The sequence below is a fragment of the Stenotrophomonas sp. YJH_SMC_12-1 genome, from assembly GCF_059370935.1.
Window position 1 is genome coordinate 178,162 of sequence record NZ_JCAFUD010000001.1, and the last position, 18,875, is coordinate 197,036.

The 18,875-nt window shown below is 66.6% G+C and carries 18 protein-coding genes; 9 read left to right on the top strand and 9 right to left on the bottom strand.

Annotation, left to right across the window (positions count from 1 at the left end):
• Nucleotides 1-107 precede the first annotated feature (107 nt).
• Nucleotides 108-1,625, bottom strand: a complete 1,518-nt coding sequence (locus AC5P8Y_RS00840; RefSeq protein WP_033832916.1) for a fumarate hydratase — start codon at nucleotides 1,623-1,625, stop codon at nucleotides 108-110.
• Between the two features lie 146 nt (nucleotides 1,626-1,771).
• Between AC5P8Y_RS00840 and AC5P8Y_RS00845 the strand changes: the two genes are divergently transcribed.
• The 4 genes from AC5P8Y_RS00845 to AC5P8Y_RS00860 all read left to right on the top strand — a co-directional run bounded on the left by AC5P8Y_RS00845 (nucleotide 1,772) and on the right by AC5P8Y_RS00860 (nucleotide 6,128).
• Complete coding sequence (locus AC5P8Y_RS00845; protein ID WP_033832917.1) at nucleotides 1,772-2,668, top strand: RNA polymerase sigma-70 factor; 897 nt, start codon at nucleotides 1,772-1,774, stop codon at nucleotides 2,666-2,668.
• Nucleotides 2,669-2,704: 36 nt separating this feature from the next.
• Complete coding sequence (locus AC5P8Y_RS00850; RefSeq protein WP_005413960.1) at nucleotides 2,705-3,157, top strand: carboxymuconolactone decarboxylase family protein; 453 nt, start codon at nucleotides 2,705-2,707, stop codon at nucleotides 3,155-3,157.
• Nucleotides 3,158-3,396: 239 nt separating this feature from the next.
• Nucleotides 3,397-5,268 carry an ABC transporter ATP-binding protein gene (locus AC5P8Y_RS00855; protein ID WP_005410299.1) on the top strand — a complete coding sequence of 624 codons (1,872 nt, stop codon included), beginning with the start codon at nucleotides 3,397-3,399 and terminating at the stop codon, nucleotides 5,266-5,268.
• Between the two features lie 80 nt (nucleotides 5,269-5,348).
• The gene (locus AC5P8Y_RS00860; protein ID WP_005410300.1) at nucleotides 5,349-6,128 is read left to right on the top strand and encodes a ferredoxin--NADP reductase; all 780 of its coding nucleotides are present in this window, start codon (nucleotides 5,349-5,351) and stop codon (nucleotides 6,126-6,128) included.
• Nucleotides 6,129-6,204: 76 nt separating this feature from the next.
• Here the strand turns inward: AC5P8Y_RS00860 and AC5P8Y_RS00865 are convergent, their stop codons facing one another.
• Nucleotides 6,205-6,684 (bottom strand): glutathione peroxidase, encoded by a 480-nt coding sequence (locus AC5P8Y_RS00865; protein ID WP_111108412.1) that lies wholly within the window; start codon nucleotides 6,682-6,684, stop codon nucleotides 6,205-6,207.
• A gap of 130 nt (nucleotides 6,685-6,814) precedes the next feature.
• On the opposite strand from AC5P8Y_RS00865, the gene AC5P8Y_RS00870 reads away from it, so the two are divergent.
• Complete coding sequence (locus AC5P8Y_RS00870; RefSeq protein WP_111108411.1) at nucleotides 6,815-8,983, top strand: M3 family metallopeptidase; 2,169 nt, start codon at nucleotides 6,815-6,817, stop codon at nucleotides 8,981-8,983.
• A 127-nt stretch (nucleotides 8,984-9,110) separates the two neighbouring features.
• On the opposite strand, the gene cfa is transcribed toward AC5P8Y_RS00870, so the two are convergent.
• Genes cfa through AC5P8Y_RS00885 form a run of 3 tightly spaced genes read right to left on the bottom strand, consistent with a single transcriptional unit; the run spans nucleotide 9,111 to nucleotide 11,467 of the window.
• Nucleotides 9,111-10,226 carry a cyclopropane fatty acyl phospholipid synthase gene (gene cfa, locus AC5P8Y_RS00875; RefSeq protein ID WP_005413964.1) on the bottom strand — a complete coding sequence of 372 codons (1,116 nt, stop codon included), beginning with the start codon at nucleotides 10,224-10,226 and terminating at the stop codon, nucleotides 9,111-9,113.
• Between the two features lie 19 nt (nucleotides 10,227-10,245).
• Nucleotides 10,246-11,127, bottom strand: a complete 882-nt coding sequence (locus AC5P8Y_RS00880; RefSeq protein WP_005410304.1) for a DUF3298 and DUF4163 domain-containing protein — start codon at nucleotides 11,125-11,127, stop codon at nucleotides 10,246-10,248.
• A 37-nt stretch (nucleotides 11,128-11,164) separates the two neighbouring features.
• A complete protein-coding gene (locus tag AC5P8Y_RS00885; protein ID WP_005410305.1) occupies nucleotides 11,165-11,467 on the bottom strand; it encodes a GNAT family N-acetyltransferase in 303 nt (100 codons plus the stop codon).
• A gap of 209 nt (nucleotides 11,468-11,676) precedes the next feature.
• On the opposite strand from AC5P8Y_RS00885, the gene AC5P8Y_RS00890 reads away from it, so the two are divergent.
• Nucleotides 11,677-11,838 carry a hypothetical protein gene (locus AC5P8Y_RS00890; protein ID WP_005413966.1) on the top strand — a complete coding sequence of 54 codons (162 nt, stop codon included), beginning with the start codon at nucleotides 11,677-11,679 and terminating at the stop codon, nucleotides 11,836-11,838.
• 55 nt (nucleotides 11,839-11,893) lie between these two features.
• Here AC5P8Y_RS00890 and AC5P8Y_RS00895 read toward each other — a convergent pair whose 3' ends face one another.
• Nucleotides 11,894-12,520 (bottom strand): rhomboid family intramembrane serine protease, encoded by a 627-nt coding sequence (locus tag AC5P8Y_RS00895; RefSeq protein WP_005410307.1) that lies wholly within the window; start codon nucleotides 12,518-12,520, stop codon nucleotides 11,894-11,896.
• A gap of 7 nt (nucleotides 12,521-12,527) precedes the next feature.
• Nucleotides 12,528-14,093 (bottom strand): POT-type proton-dependent oligopeptide transporter, encoded by a 1,566-nt coding sequence (locus tag AC5P8Y_RS00900; RefSeq protein WP_033832923.1) that lies wholly within the window; start codon nucleotides 14,091-14,093, stop codon nucleotides 12,528-12,530.
• 163 nt (nucleotides 14,094-14,256) lie between these two features.
• On the opposite strand from AC5P8Y_RS00900, the gene AC5P8Y_RS00905 reads away from it, so the two are divergent.
• Complete coding sequence (locus AC5P8Y_RS00905; protein WP_032965923.1) at nucleotides 14,257-15,105, top strand: endonuclease/exonuclease/phosphatase family protein; 849 nt, start codon at nucleotides 14,257-14,259, stop codon at nucleotides 15,103-15,105.
• A 118-nt stretch (nucleotides 15,106-15,223) separates the two neighbouring features.
• On the opposite strand, the gene AC5P8Y_RS00910 is transcribed toward AC5P8Y_RS00905, so the two are convergent.
• Nucleotides 15,224-15,835, bottom strand: coding sequence for a superoxide dismutase (locus AC5P8Y_RS00910; protein ID WP_005410310.1), 612 nt, complete (start codon nucleotides 15,833-15,835; stop codon nucleotides 15,224-15,226).
• A gap of 221 nt (nucleotides 15,836-16,056) precedes the next feature.
• Here AC5P8Y_RS00910 and AC5P8Y_RS00915 point away from each other — a divergent pair, with 221 nt between their 5' ends.
• Together AC5P8Y_RS00915 and AC5P8Y_RS00920 are read left to right on the top strand one after the other, a co-directional pair.
• Entirely contained in the window at nucleotides 16,057-16,509 is a 453-nt protein-coding gene (locus AC5P8Y_RS00915; RefSeq protein ID WP_033832926.1) for a guanyl-specific ribonuclease, read from the top strand.
• The gene (locus AC5P8Y_RS00920; RefSeq protein ID WP_495201828.1) at nucleotides 16,509-16,922 is read left to right on the top strand and encodes a barstar family protein; all 414 of its coding nucleotides are present in this window, start codon (nucleotides 16,509-16,511) and stop codon (nucleotides 16,920-16,922) included. Before AC5P8Y_RS00915 ends, AC5P8Y_RS00920 begins: the two co-directional genes overlap by 1 nt.
• A 178-nt stretch (nucleotides 16,923-17,100) precedes the next feature.
• Here the strand turns inward: AC5P8Y_RS00920 and AC5P8Y_RS00925 are convergent, their stop codons facing one another.
• Entirely contained in the window at nucleotides 17,101-18,867 is a 1,767-nt protein-coding gene (locus AC5P8Y_RS00925; protein WP_111108410.1) for a hypothetical protein, read from the bottom strand.
• Nucleotides 18,868-18,875 lie beyond the last annotated feature (8 nt).

Here is an 18,875-nt window from a genome sequence, read left to right on the forward strand (position 1 = left end):
TGTGCCGACCGTAGCAGAGCAAGGGCTACAGGCGCGTTAATCCTCCCCCCCGGATACAACAACGGCGCCACACGGGCGCCGTTGTCTGGACCGAAGCGTGCGGGGAGTTACTCCACCACCACCGGAATCTTGCCGATGCGGGCCTGCCATTCGCGCGGGCCGGTCTTGTGCACCGATTCACCGGTGGAGTCGACTGCCACGGTCACCGGCATGTCCTGCACGGTGAACTCGTAGATCGCCTCCATGCCCAGGTCAGCGAAACCAACCACCTTGGCGGCCTTGATCGCCTTGGACACCAGGTAGGCCGAGCCACCGACGGCCATCAGGTAGGCCGACTTGTGCTTCTTGATCGCCTCGATCGCGGCCGGGCCGCGCTCGGCTTTGCCGACCATGCCCAGCAGGCCGGTCTGTGCCAGCACCTGCTCGGTGAATTTGTCCATGCGGGTGGCGGTGGTCGGGCCGGCCGGGCCCACCACTTCGTCGCGCACCGGATCGACCGGGCCAACGTAGTAGATGAAGCGGCCCTTCAGATCAACCGGCAGTTCCTCGCCCTTGTTGAGCATGTCGACCATGCGCTTGTGCGCGGCATCGCGGCCGGTCAGCAGCTTGCCGTTGAGCAGCAGGGTCTGGCCCGGCTTCCAGCTGGCCACGTCTTCCGGCGTGATCGTGTCCAGGTCCACGCGGGTGCCCTTGGATGCGTCGTAGGTCAGCTTCGGCCAGTCTTCCAGCGACGGCGGGTCCAGCATCACCGGGCCGCTGCCATCGAGGGTGAAGTGCGCATGGCGGGTGGCCGCGCAGTTCGGGATCATCGCCACCGGCAGGTTGGCCGCGTGGGTCGGGTAGTCGTTGATCTTGATGTCGAGCACGGTGGTCAGGCCACCCAGGCCCTGCGCACCGATGCCCAGCGCGTTGACCTTCTCGTACAGCTCCAGGCGCAGCTCTTCGATGCGGTTGGACGCACCACGGGCCTGCAGCTCGGTGATGTCGATCGGCTCCATCAGCGCTTCCTTGGCCAGCAGCATCGCCTTCTCGGCGGTGCCACCGATGCCGATGCCGAGCATGCCCGGCGGGCACCAGCCGGCGCCCATGGTCGGCACGGTCTTCAGCACCCAGTCGACGATCGAGTCGGACGGGTTGAGCATGGCGAACTTGGTCTTCGCTTCCGAACCACCGCCCTTGGCGGCGACGATCACGTCGACCTTGTTGCCCGGCACCACCTTGACGTTGACCACGCCCGGGGTGTTGTCCTTGGTGTTGATGCGCTTGCCGGCCGGATCAGCCAGCACCGAAGCGCGCAGCTTGTTGTCCGGGTGCATGTAGGCACGGCGCACGCCTTCATTGGCCATGTCTTCCACGCCCATGGTGGCGTCGTCCCAGCGCACGTCCATGCCGATTTCCAGGAACACGGTGACGATGCCGGTGTCCTGGCAGATCGGACGGTGGCCTTCGGCGCACATCCGCGAATTGATCAGGATCTGGGCCATCGCTTCCTTCGCGGCCGGCGACTCCTCGCGCTCGTAAGCGGCGGCGAGGTTCTTGATGTAGTCGACCGGGTGGTAGTACGAGATGTACTGCAGCGCGTCGGCGATGGACTGGATGAGGTCTTCCTGCTTGATCGATGTCACGTCTTGCTCGCTTGCTCGAGGCTGGCGGGGGTAATCCGCCCATTTTACCCCCTCCCCCGGCCCCGGGGTGGTAGTGCCGGCCGCTGGCCGGCAAGATTCCCCCGACGCTCTGTCACGCCACGCGCCACTGCGGCGTCCTTGCCCACATGAACGCCGAAACCGCTTTCCAGACCCACCGCCCGCGCCTGATGGCCCTGGCCTACCGCCTGCTTGGCAGCCGCGCCGACGCCGAAGACGTGCTCCAGGATGCCTGGCTGCGCTGGTCCGGCGCCGACCCGGCGGCCGTCCGCGACCCCGAAGCCTGGCTGGTCACCACCACCACCCGGCTCGGCCTGGACCGGCTGCGCGCGGCCAAGCGCGAGCGCGTGCACTACGTCGGCCCATGGCTGGCCGAGCCGCTGGCGGTCACCCTGGAGCCCGACCCGGCGCCCGGCCCGGCGCAGCTGCATGCGCTGGCCGACGACGTCTCGGTCGCCTTCCTGACCCTGCTCGAACAGCTCGGCCCCGAGGAACGCGCCGCGTTCCTGCTGAAGGAGGCCTTTGACCACGACTACCGCGAAATCGCCGAGCTGATCGGCCACAGCGAAGCCAACTGCCGGCAACTGGTACACCGTGCCCGGCAGCGCCTGCACGCCGGACGGCCGCGCTTCAACGCCGATGCCAGCCAGCACCGGCAGCTGCTGGCGCGCTTCATGGACGCCTCGCAGCGCGGCGACAGCGAGGCGATCCAGGCCCTGCTGCACGCCAACGCGCTGCTGGTCTCCGACGGTGGCGGCGTGGTTACCGCCGCGATCCGCCCGCTGCGGGGCGCCGAGCGCATCGGCCGCCTGTTCTGGGCCATCGCCCGCCGCAGCGCGGCGCATCCGGCGCAGCTGGGCTATGTCAACGGCGAACCGGCGATCCTGCGCTTCCACGGCGAGCGCCTGCACTCGGTCACCACCATCGAAGTGGTCGACGGCCGCATCGCCAATGTCTACAGCGTGTTGAATCCGGAAAAGTTGCCGAAGGTTGTCACGCGCGGCGACGCTGCGGCGTCCTGGTAGTGAAAGGCGGCCATCGTGGCCGCCGTGGAGCCCCCGATGTCCAATCACACTTCTCCCCGCGTCCCCTACACCCGCCTGGCCGCCGAGGCCTTCAAGGGCCTGCTGGCCACCAGCCAGGCGGTGCATGACAGCTCGATCGATCCGACCCTGATGGAACTGGTGTTCCTGCGCGTGTCACAGCTCAACGGCTGCGGCTACTGCATGGACATGCACGGCACGGCGCTGCGCAAGGGTGGCATCGAGCCGCGCAAGCTGGACACGCTGCCGGCATGGCACGAGAGCCGCTTCTTCGACGAACGCGAGCGCGCGGCGCTGGGTTGGGCCGAGGCACTGACCCGGCTGACCGACGGCGCGCCGTCGCAGGCGGCGTTCGATGCATTGGCGCCGCACTTCGATGAGAAGGGCATCAGTGACCTGAGCATGGGAATTGCGGTGATCAACGCCTGGAACCGGCTGGGTGCGGGCCTGCTGCCGCCGCTGCCGGCCTGACCCACCCCGCCTTCGACAATTCACTGGAGCTGCTGGTAGGTGTCGACCTTGGTCGACACGGTAGATCCACGCTACGCGTGGATGCGGGAGAGTCAGATCCCTTCGCTTCGCGAAGGGATCTGACCCGCTGTGGGTCGCTGGGGTGAGAGCCCTTTGCCGCGCAAAGGGATCTGACCCCGGCGCCAGCCACACGCCTGCACTGACCCCCTCTGCACGTATCAGGCGCGCACAATACGCGCATGCCTGCCACCCCCACCGCTGGCGCTGACGCCGCAAAGAAACCCAGCCTGCGCCAGCGCTTCAGGGCGATGCGCAACCTGCCGCCGTTCCTGCGCATGGTCTGGAAGACCAGTCCCGCGCTCACCCTGGCCAGCCTGGGGCTGCGCCTGATCCGCGCGCTGCTGCCGGTGGCGATGCTGTACGTCGGCAAGCTGATCATCGACAGCGCCCTGCACCTGAGCCAGCACGACGCGGGCTTCCCGCCGCTGGGCGAAGCGCTGTCCAGCGGCGTGCTGAACCCGCTGCTGGGCCTGCTGGCGCTGGAATTCGGCTTGGCCATCGCCTCGGACCTGCTCGGCCGGCTGGTCAGCTACGCCGATGCCCTGCTCTCCGAGCTGTTCGCCAACGTCACCAGCATCCGGCTGATGGAACACGCGGCGACGCTGGATCTGGAGGACTTCGAGGACCCGGACCTGCAGGACAAGCTGGACCGTGCGCGGCGCCAGACCATGGGCCGGATGAACCTGATGAGCCAGCTGTTCGGCCAGGTCCAGGACGCGATCACCGTGGCCAGCCTCGCTGTCGGCCTGCTGGTCTACGCGCCGTGGCTGATCCTGCTGCTGGCGCTGGCACTGGTGCCGGCCTTCATCGGCGAATCGCACTTCAACGCGGCCGGCTACAGCCTCAACTTCCAGTGGACGCCCGAGCGCCGCCAGCTCGACTACCTGCGCCAGCTCGGTGCCAGCGTGGAAACGGCCAAGGAAGTGAAGATCTACAACCTGCACCGCTTCCTGGTGGAACGCTACCGGCGGCTGTCGGTGGCGCTGTTCCAGGCCAACCGTGCACTGGCCCGGCGCCGCGCGTTCTGGGGCACGCTGCTGGCCGCGCTGGGCACGCTGGGGTATTACACCGCCTACGCCTACATTGCCTGGCGTACGGTACGCGGCGACTTTTCGATCGGCGACCTGACCTTCCTCGCCGGCAGCTTCCTGCGCCTGCGCCAGCTGCTGGAAGGCCTGCTGATCGGCTTCTCGCAGGTGGCCAGCCAGGCACTGTACCTGGACGACCTGTTCTCGTTCTTCCAGATCGAGCCGGAAATCCACTCGCGCGAAGGTGCGGTGCGCGTGCCGCAGCCGATCCAGCAGGGTTTCGTGTTCGAGAACGTCGGTTTCCGCTATCCCGATGCCGAACAGTGGGCGGTGCGCCACCTCGATTTCCAGCTGCAGGCCGGCGAAGTGCTGGCCCTGGTCGGCGAGAACGGCGCGGGCAAGACCACGCTGGTGAAACTGCTGGCACGGCTGTACGAGCCCGACGAAGGCCGCATCCTGCTCGACGGCCGCGACCTGCGCGACTACGACCTGGACGACCTGCGCGCCAACCTCGGGGTGATCTTCCAGGACTTCGTGCGCTACAACCTCAGCGCCGGCGAGAACATCGGCGTCGGCCAGGTCGAGGCGATGGACGACCAGGCACGCATCGCCGATGCCGCGCGACGAGGCATGGCCGAGGAAGTGATCGACGACCTGCCCGGCGGCTACGACCAGCTGATCGGGCGCCGCTTCAAGCAGGGCGTGGACCTGTCCGGTGGCCAGTGGCAGAAGATCGCCATTGCCCGCGCGTGGATGCGCAATGCGCAGGTGATGATCCTGGATGAGCCAACGGCAGCGCTGGACGCGCGCAGTGAGTTCGAAGTGTTCCAGCGGTTCAGGGAGCTGGCGGATAATCGTACGGCAGTGCTGATTTCCCACCGTTTCTCTTCGGTACGCATGGCCGATCGCATCCTGGTGCTGGCCGATGGCCGCATCGAGGCCAGCGGCACCCATGCGCAGCTGATGGCCCAAGGAGGACGGTACGCCGAGCTGTTCGAGCTGCAGGCGGCGGGTTACCGCTGAGAACGCCTCTCGTTCCGCCCAATGAGAACCCATCTCATTTGAGATAGAATCACCCCCGACGACTTCCGATAGATACGCCCATGTCCTCCGCTTTCGGCGCCGAAACGGTGCTTGAGGTCCGTCACTGGACCGATGCCTACTTCAGTTTCACCACTACCCGCGACAGCGGCTTCCGCTTCGAGAATGGCCAGTTCGTGATGATCGGCCTGGAAACCGAGGCACGGCCGCTGCTGCGCGCCTATTCCATCGCCAGCGCCAACTGGGAAGAGCACCTGGAGTTCTTCAGCATCAAGGTGCAGGACGGCCCGCTGACCTCGCGCCTGCAGCACATCAAGCCGGGCGACAAGGTGCTGGTCGGCAAGAAGCCCACCGGCACCCTGCTGATCAGCGACCTGCACCCGGGCAGGAACCTGTACCTGCTGGGCACGGGCACCGGCATGGCGCCGTGGCTGTCGGTCATCAAGGACCCGGAGACCTACGAGCGCTTCGAGAAGGTGATCCTCTGCCACGGCGTGCGCTACGAGAAGGATCTGGCCTACCGCGATTACTTCGAGAAGGAACTGCGTGAGCACGAGTTCCTGGGCGAGATGATCGGCGACAAGCTGCTGTACTACCCCGCGGTCACCCGCGAGCCGTTCGCCAACCAGGGCCGCCTGACCCAGCTGATGGAAAGCGGCCAGATGCAGCGCACCCTCGGCCTGCCGGAGCTGAGCCCGGAAAACGACCGCGCGATGATCTGCGGCAGCCCGCAGATGCTGGCTGATCTGCGCAGCGTGCTCGATGCCCGCGGCTTCCAGGTCTCGCCGCGCATCGGCCAGCCGGGCCACTACGTGTTCGAGCGCGCGTTCGTCGAGAAATGATCTGCAACGGCAGCCGGCCGCCGGCCGGCTCTCCGTGCGCTCCGGGATTGCCGGCCAGCGGCCGGCACTACCCCCTTCACAGCAGCGCTTCGATCGCGCTGCGCAGCTGTTCCGGCCTGGTGGTTGGCGCAAAGCGCGCAGCCACCCGCCCCTGGCGATCGACCAGGAACTTGCTGAAATTCCACTTGATGCGGGCGCTACCCAGCAGGCCGCGCTTCTCGTGTGAAAGCCATGCCCACAACGGATCAGCCCCCTCGCCGTTGACCTCGATCTTCTCCGAAAGCGGGAAGCTGACCGGATAATCCAGCGAACAGAACTGGCGGATCTGCGCGGCGTCCCCCGGCTCCTGCGCGCCGAACTGGTTGCATGGGAAGCCGATCACCACCAGGCCACGCTCGCGATACTCCTGCCACAGCTGTTCCAGCCCGGTGTACTGCGGGGTGAAGCCACAGCGGCTGGCGACATTGACCAGCAACAGCGGGTGACCCCGGTACCCGGCGAGGGCCTGTGGCTGGCCGTCGAGGTCGCGGAAGCTGAAATCGTAGGCAGTGGTCATGGCGCTGAACCGTGGGCGGTGAATGCATGGTACCCGCGCCCGGCCGCGGCAACATGCCTTTTGACACAAGTGCGGGCGCCGCCGGCCGGGTTACCCTCGGGCCCTTGTTTGCCTTACCGGAGTTCCTGCCTTGACCACCCGCCTTGCCCTTGCCGTGGCCATGTCCCTCGGCCTTGCCCTGCCCGCCTTCTCGGCCGGCGCCGCCACCCCGGCCGCCAGCAGCACCGCCCAGCAGGCCAATCCCTTCTTCGCCGAAAGCCCGCTGCCGCTGCACTTCCCGCAGTTCGACAAGATCAAGGACAGCGACTTCGCCCCGGCCTTCGACGCCGGCATGGCGCAGCAGCTGAAGGAAGTGGAGGCCATCGCCAACAACAAGGCCAAGCCGACCTTCGACAACACCATCATCGCCCTGGAAAAGAGCGGTGATGTCCTCGACCGCGCGACCACCGTGTTCTTCAGCCTGGTCGGTGCCGACACCAACGACACCCGCAAGAAGCTGCAGGCCGACTACTCGGCGAAGTTCGCCGCGCACAGCGATGCGATCGCGCTGAACGGCAAGCTGTTCGCCCGCATCCAGGCGCTGTATGACACCCGCAGCCAGCTGGGCCTGGACGCCGAAGGCGTGCGCCTGGTCGAGAAGTACTACGACAACTACGTGCGCGCAGGCGCCAGGCTGTCCGACGCCGACAAGGCCAAGCTGAAGGAGATGAACGCCGAGCTGGCCAACCTGGGTACCAAGTTCAGCCAGAACGTGCAGTCGGAGGTGAACGCTTCGGCGATCACCGTCGACGACGTCAAGCAACTGGACGGCCTGTCCAAGGAGCAGATCGCCGCCGCCGCCGAAGCCGCCAAGGCCCGCGGCCAGGACGGCAAGTACGTGATCACCCTGCTCAACACCACCGGCCAGCCGCCGCTGACCAACCTGGCCAACCGCGCCCTGCGCCAGAAGATCTACGAAGCATCGGTGAGCCGCGGCAGCCGCGGCGGTGAGTTCGACAACACCGCTCTGGTCTCGCGCATCATGCAGCTGCGCGCCGACAAGGCCAAGCTGATGGGCTTCCCGAACTTCGCCGCCTACAACCTGACCAACCAGACCGCCAAGACCCCCGAAGCGGTCAACGCGATGCTGGGCAAGCTGGCCCCGGCCGCGGTGGCCAACGCCAAGCGTGAAGCCGCCGACCTGCAGGCGATGATCGACCAGGAACAGAAGGCCGCTGGCAAGCCGACGTTCAAGCTGGAACCGTGGGACTGGGCCTTCTACAGCGAGAAGGTGCGCCAGGCCAAGTACAACTTCGACGAGTCGCAGCTGAAGCCGTACTTCGAAATGAAGAACGTGCTGGAGAACGGCGTGTTCTACGCCGCGGGCCAGGAATTCGGCCTGACCTTCAAGCAGCGCACCGACCTGCCGGTCTACCACGATGACGTCACCGTCTACGACGTGTTCGACGCCGACGGCAGCCAGCTGGCGATCTTCATCTTCGACCCGTATGCACGCGCCTCCAAGCGCGGTGGCGCGTGGATGAACTCCTACGTCTCGCAGTCCAAGCTGACCGGCTTCAAGCCGGTGGTCGCCAATCACCTGAACATTCCGAAGCCGCCGGCCGGCCAGCCGACCCTGCTGACCTGGGACGAGGTGAACACCACGTTCCACGAGTTCGGCCACGCCCTGCACGGCATGTTCTCCAACGTGAAGTACCCGTACTTCTCGGGCACCTCGGTGCCGCGTGACTTCGTCGAGTTCCCCTCGCAGGTCAACGAGATGTGGGCCGACAACCCGGTCATCCTGAAGAACTACGCCAAGCACTACCAGAATGGTTCGGCGATGCCGCAGGCACTGCTGGACAAGGTGCTGGCGGCGGCCAAGTTCAACCAGGGCTTCGCTACCACCGAGTACCTGGGTGCGGCCATGCTGGACCAGCGCTGGCACCAGATCGGTGCCGACCAGGTGCCGGCCGCCAAGGACGTGATGGCCTTCGAGCGCGCCGCGCTGGAGAAGGACGGCATCTACTACGCGCCGGTGCCGCCGCGCTACAAGACCCCGTACTTCAGCCACATCATGGGCGGCTACTCGGCCGGTTACTACGCCTACATCTGGTCGGAAGTGCTCGACGCCAACACCCAGAAGTGGTTCAAGGACAACGGCGGCCTGAGCCGCAAGAACGGCGACCACTTCCGCGCCACCCTGCTGTCCAAGGGCGGCAGCGTCGACGCGATGCAGCTGTTCCGCGATTTCGCCGGCCACGAGCCGCAGATCGAACCGCTGCTGGAAAAGCGTGGCCTGACCGGCGCCGGCAACTGATCGCCCGCGCAGTAGCCTGAAACGAAAAACCGCCCGGGAAACCGGGCGGTTTTTTTGTTGTGGTTGGGGTCAGAGCCCTTTTCTGCGAAAAGGGATCTGACCCCGGGGTCTCCGCCCCGCGCTGGCTTCAGCGCGGCGCCACGTACCCACCCGGTACGCCTTCCGGCGACAGCACCAGCTGCCACAGCTGCGCGTGCCGGCAGCGGAAGGTGGCCATCGATCCGGCCAGGTAGAACCGCCACATGCGGCGGAAATGCTCGTCGTAGCGCGCGTCCAGCTGCGGCCACGCCGCTTCCACGTTGCGTCGCCAAGCCTGCAGGGTGAGGTCGTAGTCGGTGCCGAAGTTGTGCCAGTCCTCCAGCACGAAGCGCCCTTCGAACGCCTTGCTGATCTGCACCGCCGACGGCAGCATTGAATTGGGGAAGATGTAGCGCGCGATCCACGGATCGGTGCGATGCCGCGAGATGTTGGTGCCGATGGTGTGCAGCAGCAGCAACCCGCGCGAAGACAGGCAGCGCCTGGCCACCTCGAAGAAACTGGCGTAGTTCTTGTCGCCGACGTGCTCGAACATGCCGATCGAGAAGATCGCATCGAACGGCTCATCCAGTTCGCGATAGTCCTGCAGGCGGATCTCGATCGGCAGGCCGGCGCACAGTTCGCGTGCGAACCCGGCCTGTTCCTGCGAAATGGTCACGCCGACGCCGCTGACGCCGTAGCGCTCTGCTGCGAACTTCAGGGCTTCGCCCCAGCCACAGCCGATGTCCAGCACACGCTGGCCGGGGCGCAGCCCCAGCTTGCGGCAGACCAGATCCAGCTTGGCCTCCTGCGCGGCATCGAGATCACCGGCATTGCGCCAGTAGCCGCAGCTGTACACCAGGCGTTGGCCGAGCATGGCCTGGTAGAGGTCGTTGCCAAGATCGTAGTGGCGGCGGCCCACTTCGTAGCTGCCCTGCCCGACCTGCAGGTTGAACAGGCGCGCCTTCAGCGCATCGGCCACTTCGCGCCAACCGTGCACCCGTTCATCCAGGTGTGCCTGCATCAGGTGGACGAGGAATTCATCGAGGACGTTGGCATCCCACCAACCGTCCATGTAGCTCTCGCCGAGGCCAAGCGAGCCGTGCGCCATGACCCGCGCGAAAAAGCGCGGGTCATGCACCTGGATGTCCTGTGGCTGGGTGCCGCCGATGCGGACCCCGGCTTCCTGCAGCAGGCCGGCGACCCGCTCCTGCAACCCTGTATCCACGCCACCTCCTCGACTGCGGTCAACCGCGTGCGAACAGCTCCACGTAGTCCTTGGCCACGTGCGGCAACAGCACCGCCGCCGGTACGTCGGCGGTCTGGGTGCCGTCCGAGTATGGACCCACCTGGTACGGCGGGAAAACAAAGCGCAGCGCGGTGATCTGCCCCTTGTCGTTGGTCAGCGGCTGGAACTGGCTGAAATTGTCGGCCTGGGGGCCGGTACCGTCGGCAATCATGCGCGATGCGTTACGCAGCGATTCCTGCAGCTGGGCCGGGTCCATGTCCTCGCCACTGAGGCGGGTGGCCACGCGTTCGCGCAGCTGGTCGGCGACGAAATCACTGATCGCCTTCCAGCCCTTGGCATCGGCCACCAGCTTGTCGGCACTGAGCATCTGCTGCTGCGCCGGCAGCCACACGAAACGCGCCACCAGCGGCTCGCCGTGGGCGCCACCGGTATAGCGGCTGCCATCGGCACTGACCACCACCAGCTGCGGCGTTTCCAGCAGCTTTTCGAAGCTCAGCGACAGTTCGTAGGGCATGGTCGGCTTGTCATTGCCGAGCCCGTCCAGTGCCTGCTGCAGGTCGCTGCGTGCGCTGGTTGCGTAGTTCTGCAGCGCGCGCGCCAGGCCCGGGTAGCGATCGATGCCGGCCGGGTAGCTGATGCCCACCACTTCGCGCTCGTTGTTCTCGATCACGTCGCGCAGGTCCAGCGGCGCTTCCGTGGCCGGCGTTTCACCTGCGGCAGTGGCCTCGGCGGCGGGGGCCGCGTCGGTCGCCGGTGCCGGCTCGCTTTCACGCTGGCAACCGGCCAGCAACAGCACGCCCACCACGCCGGCCAGCACGCTGCCGTGCAATGGCCGGTTGTTTCCAATCTTCATCGGGATCCCCTGTTCATGTTTGTACATCATCGCCTGCCATGGCTGAAGCGTGGCCCGCTGGCATTCAGCCAGCGAGCAGGTCGTGGTACTCCTCGTGCCGCTGCAGGAAGGCCTCGGCGTAGGAACATGCCGGCACCACCTTGTACTTCTGCTCGCGGGCAAAGCGCAGTGCCACGCGGGTCAGCTCACCTGCGATGCCACGGCCGGCAATCGGCTCGGGTACCTCGGTGTGGGTGATGACCATGCGCCTGCGTTTGATCTGGTAATCGAGCACCGCCAGCTGTCCGCGCACACGGGCGGTGAAGCGATGGTTGGCCAGGTCGTGTTCGACCTCATAGGCCAGACCGGGGGGCGTGACCGAAGCCATGGAACTGTCTCCTGCGGCGACTGCGTGGATGGTGCGCAGCCGGGCGCCATGATCGCGTGAAGCCTGAACAGGGGCAAGTCCAATCCATTCACGTCAGTTTTCGACCCTCAAGCTGGAGCGAGGACGGCCGCTATCGCCTGTGGAGGGGTACGGCCATGCTGGCACGGCCCTTGCGACCGTTGATCATGCGCACCACCGCGGAGGCTCCGATGCACCCCAGCGATTCCCATTCCGACACCGACCGCGCCCTGCTGGAGGGCCTGCTGCAGCTGGCGGTGGAAGGGCAGACCGAAGATCAGGATTTCCAGCGCATCGGCGAAGAGGTATTCGCCCGCCTGCTGGACACCTACGGCCAGCAGACCCGCGCCTGACCAGGAGCGGGTCCCTGCCCCCGGGGGCGGATCCAGTGAATCCGACCCCAGCCCCTCAACCGCCGCCGAGGCGGAAGGTCGGGTTGGAAAGCTCGCGCAGGAAGTGGGTGAAGATGCTCGGCTGCATGGCCAGCATGAAGATCACACCGAACGCCGCGCCCGCCAGGTGGGCGCTGTGGTTGATGCGATCACCACCGCGCTTGTCCATCCAGATGCTGTAGCCCACGTAGAACGCGGCATAGACAATGGCCGGTGCCGGGATGAAGAACACCAGGATGATCGACCACGGCTTGATCAGGATGAAGGCGAACAACACCGCCGACACCGCTCCGGACGCGCCCAGGCTGAGGTAGTTCGGGTTCTTCTGGTTCTTCAGGTAGCTGGGCAGGATCGAGACCAGCAGCGCACCGATGTAGAACGCCGGGTAGGTCAGGTAGCTGCCGGTCAGCTGCACCATCACGCTCTCGATGAATCCCCCGAAGAAGAACAGGGTGATCATGTTGAAGATCAGGTGCGACCAGTCGGCGTGGATGAAGCCATAGGTCACCAGCCGGTCGTACTGGCGGTGACGGTCGATGGCCGGCGGCCACAGGATCAGGCGGTCGGCCAGCTTGCGGTTGTTGAACGCCATCCACGACAGGAGGGCGGTGATGGCGATCAACAGCAGATTGACGGGGGTCATGTCAGGCTCAGGCGCTACGGTAGTTGTCGACCATACGATAGCGTTTCGCGTACCAACCGAAGGCCAACGCCGCAACGAAGGCGAAACCGGCGAAGAAGAACATCAGGAATGCCGCCTCGCTCAGGCCCGTACTGGCGATCTTGTGGGTCACCGCATCGTTGCGCACGGCAGCGTTGGACAGCAGCACCCACAGGTTGCCGATGGTGGTGGTCAGGTTCCAGAAGCTCATCACCACGCCCTTCATCGCCTGCGGCGCCTGGCTGTAGGCGAACTCCAGGCCGGTGGCCGAGACCAGCACCTCACCGAAGGTCAGCAGCGCATACGGCAGCATCTGCCAGAAGATCGACATGGCATTGCCACCGTCCATCACCACCTGGATGCCGCCGACCACGATCCAGGCCAGGCCGCTGAAGGCGATGCCGGCGGTCATGCGGCGCAGCGCGGTCGGCTCGAAGCCGAAGCGGCGCAGGGCCGGGTACAGCACCAGGTTGTTGAACGGAATCAGGATCATCACCAGCAGCGGGTTCAGCGCCTGCATCTGCGAGGCGGTGAACCAGCTCGGCATCTGCATCTGCTGGCCCTGCAGGACCCAGGTCGAGGCCTTCTGGTCAAACAGCGAGAAGAACGGCGTGGTCAGCGCGAAGATCACCAGCACGCGCAGCACGGAGCGTACACCTTCCACGGCTTCGGTCGGGTGCAGGCCACGGGCGCGATCGAGCTGCATCCAGGTGCCACCGCCAATACCGGCCAGGATCGACACCAGCGCCAGGCACAGGCAGATGACGATGCCCAGCGAGCCAACCAGGCCGAACGAGGCCACTGCCAGGACCAGGCCGAGTACGGCGATCACCAGGCCCGGACGGCCCTGGCCGGCCACGCGCGTGGTCAGCGCGGTACGCACCACGTTGGCGAACGAATGCGGGTCCTTCGGCGGGAGCGGCACCAGCACGTAGCGCTTGCGGCCCAGCCAGAACACGAAGGTGGCGATGAACATCAGGATGCCCGGGATGCCGAACGCCCACTGCGGGCCCCAGTTCTTCAGCACCAGCGGGATCAGCAGTGAGGCGAACAGCGAGCCGAAGTTGATGATCCAGTAGAAGGCGTCGAAAACGATCTTGGCCAGGTGCTTGTTGCTCTGGTCGAACTGGTCGCCCATGAACGAGGCCACCAGCGGCTTGATGCCACCGGCACCCAGCGCGATCAGGCCCAGACCGAGGAAGAAGCCCTCGCGGCTGTTCTCGAACAGCGCCAGGCACAGATGGCCGGCACAGTAGACCAGGCTGAACCAGAGAATGGTGTGGTACTTGCCGAAGAACCTGTCGGCCAGCCAGCCTCCGAGCAGCGGGAAGAAATACACGCCGATCATGAAGCTGTGCATGATGTCCTTGGCTTCACCGGCACGGCCTTCCGCAGTGATTTCCTGCAGCAGCAGCGAGGTGATCAGGAACTGCACCAGGATGTTGCGCATCCCGTAGAAACTGAACCGCTCGCAGGCCTCATTGCCGATGATGTACGGGATCTGGCGCGGCATCTTTCCCTGGCCGGCGATGGGGGCAACTGCGTCGTGGCTCATCCTGTAAGGCAATCCTGCAAAGCGAAAGGCGCAAGGTTACCGGAAGCGGGGCTTGCGAAGCACGCTGCAGGGCTGCATGACAACGGTGCCAATCCATGGCAGGCAACGTCACTACATGCCGGAAGTCACGGCACCTGCACGACAAAAGCGTAAACTTATCGTTATGCGCCCCCTCGCCCACGCCCGTCTCCTGCTCAGCTGTCTCGTGCTGCTGCTGGCGTTGCAGGCACAGGCGCGGCCGCAGGCACCGGCCGCCGCCAGCGGTGAGGCCGAGCCCCGGCAGCTGACCGTGGCCGCGCTGGAACTGCCCAGCCGCGATGATGCGCAGTGGAAGCAGCGCCGCGAACAGGTGGCGCACCTGCTCACCGAGCTGCAGCCGGACGTGATCTCCGTACAGCAGGTGCTGCAGCAGCAGGGCCGCAATCCGGCCTGCTGGCTGGCCAGCCGGCTGCGCTACAGCTGCGACTTCGTTACCGCCGATCCGCCCAGCCAGCCGTTGCGGCACGGCAACGCGATGCTGACCCGGCTGCCGGTCAGCGAGGATGGCGTAACCCTGCTGCACCCACCCGGAACCTTCAGCGCCGCCGGCATGATGCGGCTGAAGCTGGGCCAGGCGCTGGTCAACATCTATGTGGCACGGCTGCGCCCGGACCCGGACGAGGCCACTGCCCGCCAGCACCAGACCAGCGACCTGATGACCTGGATAGGCGCCACCGCCGAGGGCATGCCCAGCCTGATCGCCGGTGATTTCTCGGCAACCACCGTCGAGCTCGTGCGCAGTACCCCGGGGTTCCAGCCGGCCCGGCGCAATCCGGGCGGCCGCCCCGAGCCGCCGGCAGCCAGCGGCGGTGGCGCCAGTGGTCATGGCCTGGACGTGCTGTTCCAGGTCAAGCACTTCGGCGGCATCCGCCAGCAGCCGATCCTGCTGCCGGCCGACGGTGACCTGCCGGGCCTGCGTCTGGGCGTAATGGCCACCCTGCGCCTGCAGGGCGATACGGCCACGGCCGAATAGGTAGTGCCGGCCACTGGCCGGCATTCCAGGGCTGCCGGCCAGCGGCCGGCACTACCAATGCGGAAAACAAAAAGGCCGGGGTCTCCCCCGGCCTTTTCATTTCATCTAGCCAACGAGATCAGGCAATCGCTTCCTGGTAACGGCGCTCGACTTCGTTCCAGTCGATGACGTTGAAGAACGCGCCGATGTATTCCGGGCGGCGGTTCTGGTACTTCAGGTAGTACGCGTGTTCCCACACGTCCAGGCCGAGGATGGGGGTGTTGCCTTCCATCAGCGGGCTGTCCTGGTTGCCGGTGCTCTCGACCACCACCTTCTTGTCCGGAGTCACGCTCAGCCAGGCCCAGCCGCTGCCGAAACGGGTCAGCGCTGCCTTGGTGAAGGCGTCCTTGAACTTGTCGAAGCCGCCCAGGTCCTTGTCGATGGCCTTGGCCACGTCGCCCACCGGGTTACCGCCCGCGTTCGGTGCCATCACGGTCCAGAACAGCGAGTGGTTGGCATGGCCGCCACCGTTGTTGCGCACCGGACCCTGCAGGTTCTCCGGTAGCGACTTGAGCTTCTTCACCAGTTCTTCGACCGGCAGGTCAGCGTACTCGGTGCCTTCCAGCGCCGCGTTGACGTTGTTGATGTAGGTCTGGTGATGCTTGGTGTGATGGATTTCCATCGTCGCCGCATCGATATGCGGTTCCAGCGCGTCGTAGGCGTAGGACAGCTTGGGCAGGGTATAGGCCATGATGCATCTCCTGATTGCGAGGGCACCCGACGGTGTCGGGCGTTGCGCGGTGAATGATGGGGACAGACCGCCAGATTACCAAGGGGGATGTAAAGGAAATTGCGTCCTGCCGGTGAGCACGACGGCAATTGTTACGCAGCGGTGACGCAGCGCCGTCCTCATGCACCGTGCAGCGCGCAGGCGCTACAGTGCGAGCACCACCCTCGCCCGTTTCCTTGCCCATGCGCAACCCCCGGCTGCTGATCACCGCCATCGCCCTGCTGCTGCTCGGCCTGGTCGTCAACCATTTCATGCAGCGCCCGCCGGCGCCGCAGTTCGCGCCGGACCTGCAGGGGGCGCCTGCCGCGCGCGCACCGGCCACGGCCACGCCCGGCAAGGGCAACGGTCTGCCCGCCTTCCTGCCCGCCGAAGCCCTGCAGACGATCGCGCTGATCCAGCGCGGCGGGCCGTTCCCGCACCGCCAGGATGGCAGCACCTTCGGCAACCGCGAACAGCAGCTGCCGCAGCGTCCGCGCGGTTACTACCGCGAATACACCGTGGACACCCCCGGCGCGCGCACCCGTGGCACGCGCCGCATCGTCACCGGCGGCGATCCGCCGGAGGCGTGGTACTACACCGACGACCACTACGCATCGTTCCGCAGCTTCACCGTACCAGCCCAGGGAGCGCAGTGATGAGCCACGATGATTTCGGCCTCGGCCTGCATGACATCGACAATGCCGGCGTCTACGCCATCGACAGCGACGACATCGACGCACTGGCCGCAGCGATGCGCGATGCCGGACTGAAGGTGATCCGCATCGATCTGGAAGGCGTGGCCGACAAGCGCACCCTGCTCGCCCGGCTGGCGGCGCAGCTGGATTTCCCGGCTGGCTTCGGCGGCAACTGGGATGCACTGTCGGACAACCTGCGTGATCTGCAATGGCTGCCGGCCGACGGTTACGCGCTGTTCCTGGCCGACGTGGATACGTTGCGCGCCTCCACACAGAAGGATTTCGACACGTTGCTGGACGTGATCGACGAAGCCAGCCGCGACTGGGTCGGCCGCGACGTGCCGTTCTGGGTGTTCCTGTCGCAGAGCGCGTAGGGCAATGCCCTGGTAGAGGCCGACCTTGGTCGGCATGCGCTGGTGCCTTGGTAGAGGCCGACCTTGGTCGGCATGCGCTGGTGCCTTGGTAGAGGCCGACCTTGGTCGGCGCTTCTGTGCCAATCAACGTCGGCACCTACCAAAGCGCGCGCCGGCCAGGGCGTGGCGCGCCCCTTGCCTACCGGCTCCCGTTATCTTCCTGCAGCTCTTTCTTGAACGGAACGTCCGGCGGCGGCCGTGCCACCGCCGGCTGGTCCTGCATGTTCGGATTGGTGAGGCCGCAGCCGCCACCCGCCTGCAGGATCGAGATCACGCAGGAGATCTTCGTACCGGTGCCCGGCAACGGAATCTCCATCGACTTGATGCCCTTGCGCACCCATTCGGCCAGCAGTGATTCCTGCGGCACCCAGTACTTGTCGAATGAGGTCGGCGTGTAGTCGTACGGCGGTCGCTTCAACCAGGTGCCAGACTGCGCGATGCGCTCCTTGCTCCAGCCATCGTTGGCGCCCCCGGGGGCACCACGTTCGGCGTGACCGCCACCTTCCTGCCCCGGCACGCGCACGCTGCCGTCGGCATTGAACAGGCCATTGCCCTTGCCGGCGGCACTGGCCTGGCTTGCGCCCCTGCTGGCGCCGTCGTGGTTGCGGCTCGACGCGCCCCAGTCGTCGCCCTTGGCAGGCGTAGCCCAGTTGCCCGGGTTGGAAGCCGGACGCGCGCCGGCCTGGGCCGGTGTCGTGCTGGAGGCGGATGGCCGTGGCGTGCTGCTGTTGGCCTGGGTTGCAGTGCTACTGGCCGCAGACGCCGGCGTTGCCGCTGGCGCGCTGCCACTGGACGTTGAAGGCGCCGCCGCGGGTGCCGACGCAACTTCGCGCTCGCGCACCTGCAGGTCACGGCCTGCCGGCGCACGCACGGTCGGCTCGCGCCCGGCCACAGCAGCCATCCGTACCTGCGGATCGACCACGGCCTGCACTTCGCGCTCGCGCACCTGCACATCGCGCTGCGGCACACGGACCTGTACATCGGCCGTGCGCAGCGGCTGCGATATCGCCGGTGCATCGACCGTACTGATTTCACGCTCCTGCACCGGGATGTCACGCAGCTGCGGCGTCCGCACCGCGATCTCCGGCGCACGCAGTGCGGCAGGGGCCGGCGGCGCCTGCAGCGGCTGCACGCTGCGCTCGCGCACCGTCGGTACCGTGTCGCGCGGCACGATGCTGATCTCCGTGCGCGGCACGCTGACCGGTGGCACCACGAAATCCGCACTGGCCTCGGCTACTTCGGTGGCCTGCACCGGAGACGGCGGCGGTGCCGCGACCGGCGCCGGCTCGGATTCGGCGGGCGGCGGTGGCACGCTGGCCACTGCAGCCGGAGCGGGTGCGGACGCAGCTGCCGACGCGGACGCCGGACGCGGCTCAGGCGCCGTTGCGGCCCATGCGTTCTGGCCAGCTGCAACCTGGCGCGGCGGTGCAGCGGCCGCCGCTTCCGCACCTGGCTGATCGCCACCGCCCTCCTGGGTAGCGCGACCGACGAACTCCACCTGCACGCGCTCGCCCTCGGCGCCTTGTTCTTCCGGCGCCGAGGTGCGGATCACTGCCACCCATAGCAGCAGCATGAAGAACAGCAGATGCAGCAGCGCACTGGCCAAGGCCGAGACCCAGCGCATCCAGCGCTGGTCGCGCGGCGCAGCATCCCAGTCCTGCCAGAACAGACGGCGCAACGCTTGCCAGGGTGACAACCGGCGCAACTGCCCGGGTGGCCCCGGCAGCGGACGCGGCAGCAGCACCGCGATCAACTCGCTGGCGTGCAGCGGCCGCGGCAACGGACCGAGCGAGCGCAGCCACAGCGCCCAGCCGTACGGCAGGCGCGTGGTTTTCTCCAGGACGGCCCTGGGCTGCTGGCGGGCCAGCAGCAGGTCGATGAACTGCTCGGCCCGGGTCAGAGGCACGCGTCAGC